This window comes from Spiroplasma endosymbiont of Megaselia nigra, assembly GCF_003987485.1.
In the GTDB taxonomy this organism is placed as follows: Bacteria; Bacillota_I; Bacilli_A; order Mycoplasmatales; family Mycoplasmataceae; genus Spiroplasma.
On record NZ_RCOO01000129.1, the window covers coordinates 1 to 3297 of the forward strand.

General features: G+C 25.0%; 4 protein-coding genes. 3 read left to right on the top strand and 1 reads right to left on the bottom strand.

Going from position 1 to position 3297, the window contains the following annotated elements; all coding sequences use genetic code 4:
* Positions 1-542 precede the first annotated feature (542 nt).
* From D9R21_RS05205 to tyrS, 3 genes are read left to right on the top strand one after another with little or no spacing between them, the layout of a single operon-like run.
* Positions 543-896 (top strand): hypothetical protein, encoded by a 354-nt coding sequence (locus D9R21_RS05205; protein ID WP_004572327.1) that lies wholly within the window; start codon positions 543-545, stop codon positions 894-896.
* Positions 897-898: 2 nt separating this feature from the next.
* Positions 899-1405: a hypothetical protein gene (locus D9R21_RS05210; protein ID WP_126821377.1), complete on the top strand. Its 507-nt coding sequence runs from the start codon at positions 899-901 to the stop codon at positions 1403-1405.
* Positions 1406-1448: 43 nt separating this feature from the next.
* The gene (gene tyrS / locus D9R21_RS05215) at positions 1449-2711 is read left to right on the top strand and encodes a tyrosine--tRNA ligase (RefSeq protein WP_126821378.1); all 1263 of its coding nucleotides are present in this window, start codon (positions 1449-1451) and stop codon (positions 2709-2711) included.
* Positions 2712-2782: 71 nt separating this feature from the next.
* Here the strand turns inward: tyrS and D9R21_RS05220 are convergent, their stop codons facing one another.
* Complete coding sequence (locus D9R21_RS05220; RefSeq protein ID WP_126821379.1) at positions 2783-3028, bottom strand: hypothetical protein; 246 nt, start codon at positions 3026-3028, stop codon at positions 2783-2785.
* Positions 3029-3297 lie beyond the last annotated feature (269 nt).

The following is a 3297-nucleotide window of genomic DNA, read 5'->3' on the forward strand; positions in this document are numbered from 1 at the left end:
TAAAATTACAAATATTTTATTTTTTTAAAAAAATAGTTGCATTTATTTTTAAGAGTGTTATTATCAATCTAACAAGAGATACAAATTTGGAACTTGTATCTACACGATGCCTTAATTAAAATTAAAAATGCATTTATTATTCATATTTTTTTCATTTTTTCTCCTTAATAATATTTTATAAAAAAAGAAAATGATAAGTATATTTTTTAATTTTTAACAAATTAATTGCAAATTTTTAATATTTTTTAACAACTTAATTTACATAATAATTAATAAAAGTAAAAAAATACTACAATATCGTAAATTTTTGAGTATTTTGCATTAGTTACTGATTTTATTCTTTGATATAACATAAAACAAATTAATGTAAAAACTGGTTTAATACTATCTTGTAAAGATAAATTATATATTGTTGTAAATTAGTATATATTAATTTTTATCATTAAGTTAACTAATTATTCTAATATTATTTAAAATAAATTATAAAATAAGTTATAATATAAAAGTAATATTTAATACGATTAGAAAAAGGGTGGAAAAGAATGATATATATGTTAGCAACAAATGATAATTTATTAATTTCACAAACAATTTTAATCATTGTTTTATTATGTTTAGCAATTGTTTTTTGCTGTTATGGCATTATTGCTGCGCGAAAAGTTGCAATTGCTGCTAAGAAATTTGATTATTTTGTTGAAGACTTAACTTATAAATCAGAAATGTTAAATTCTACTGTTGATACCGTTGTTAAAGTTTCAAATTATATTGATGTTTTTGAAGCTTTTGCAAAACGAAACGTTAAAGCATGAGTAAAAATTATTGCTCGTAATAAAGACATTGCCTATCGAATTGTTGATAAATTAAAAGATTTTGCTAATTCTGATGAAAAGGAATAATTATGGCATTTAAATTTGTTAAAACATTGGCAGTGATGGTAGTAGGAATGTTAATTGCTCCGAAAAAAGGTTCAGAATTACGACAAGATTTCATTAATTTAGTTAAAAAATATAATCCACAACTTAAAAAAATGGTTAATAAAATTGAGATTGTATGAGAAAAATCGCAAGGAATAGAATCAGATAAAGTTGCAGCTGATATTGAATTGCACATTAAAAATGTCAAAGGTGCAATTGAAATTTTAGATTCTGCTTCAACAAAAGAAATGGCTTATAAAACATTAAAGAAAATTGATAATGGTGCAGTTAAATTAATTAAAGCAGCAGCAAAATCACCTAATGTGCGCGCAGTGGCAAAAGATTTAGCAAAAATAACAGTTTCAGCAATTGACGCTGGAATTAAGGTAACTGAAGATTTGAAAAAAACATCAGCATCAATTTCTGAAAAAATTATTGAAGAAGGAAAGTCTGCCCCAATTAAAAAAGATTCAAAAGTAGATAAGAAATAACTCTAATAATTTAGAGTTTTTTAAATAGCAAAGGAGATAAATGATGGTAAAAAATATTTTAGAAGAATTAAGATGAAGAGGACTATTAAAACAAGTAACTAATGAAGCAAAATTATTAAAAGCGCAAGAATTAAAAAAAGGAGTTTATTGTGGTTTTGATCCAACCGGTGATTCATTACATGTTGGGCATTTAATTCAAATTATGTTATTAAAACGTTTTGAAATGTTTGGATTTCAACCAATTGCTATTATTGGTGGTGGGACAGGAATGATTGGTGATCCTAGTGGGAAAAAAGCAGAACGGGTATTGCTAGATGATAAAACAATTAAACATAATGTGGAAACCATTAGTAATAAAATGCAACAATTAATTGGATCAAAAGTTAAAATGGTTAATAATGCTGAATGATTGCAAAAAATGACCTTGATTGATTTTTTGCGAAATGTTGGTAAATATTTTAATATTAGTTATTTATTAGCAAAAGAAAATATTGCAACTAGAATTGAAGTTGGTTTATCATATAATGAATTTGCTTACACATTATTGCAGGCTTATGACTTTTATCAATTATATATTAATTATGATTGTGCTGTTCAAACTGGTGGTAGTGACCAATGAGGAAATATTACTTCGGGTACAGATTATATTTATAAACAAATTGGAGAAGATAATTTAGCTTGTGGTTTGACAATGAATTTATTAACAAAAGCTGATGGTTCCAAATTTGGAAAAACAGAATCAGGGGCAGTTTGATTAGATTCAAAAAAAACATCACCTTATGAATTTTATCAATTCTTTTATAACCAAGATGACCAAGAAGCAGGGAAATTATTACGTTATTTAACAATGTTATCTGAAAAAGAAATTATTGCTCTTGAAGCAGCTCACCAAAATGAACCAGCACAACGCATTGCACAAAAAAAACTAGCAGAAGAAGTAACTTTATTTGTTCATCAAGCAGTAGGATTAAAAACAGCACAAATTGTTAGCGAAGCTTTATTTAAAGGCAATTTACATGAATTATCAGAGCAACAGTTAGACCAACTTGATAACAATTTACCTAATTTTCATTTAACAAATCTTAATTTGCCACTGCTTGATTTATTAGTACAAGCACAAATTGTTTCTTCTAAACGTGAAGGTCGTGAGTTTTTAGAACAAGGTGCAATTACTATTAATGGGCAAATTGTTAAAGAAGAAACTTTACTTGTAGCAAAAGATAAGTTTTTATTTGATAAATATTTAATTATTCGTCGTGGAAAACGAAAATATCATTTAATTTATCTTACAACTAACAAAAAATAAAAAAAAAGAACATTTTACCGTTTAAATAATGCTATTTATAGGAATAAAGTGTTCTTTTTAGTTTTTTAAAATTATTGCAATTTAATAGGTTTATTTTTAGTTGCTTTCTTTTTATTTTTAAAATAAAGACGAGTATAATAAATTACTTGTGATAATAATATAACAAAAATATTGATAAACGCGAATAAACGACAATGTCAAGGTGTTTGTGATAAAGCAAACACAGCAATTAATAATGATAACGCATAAGCATTTAAGATTCCCCAAATTGTAATTTTATGTCATAATTTTAGTTTTCTTTTTTGACCTTTTTTCATACTTGTGACCTTTCTTTGATTTTTTCCATATTCAATATGTGTAAAATTACACTTAGTATTATTTTAGCCTAAAAATATTAGATTTTTTTTTTTTTTTTTAAATTAGGCGTCCTGTACGATGAACCGGCAAAAAACAATTCTTGTGAGATTGTTTTTTTATTTTTATAGGCGTTGTGTAGATACAAACGGCAAATTCATATCTTGTTAAGTTAATAATAAAATATTTTTAATAAATTGCAACAACTTTTTCAGAAAAAATTAAATTTTTG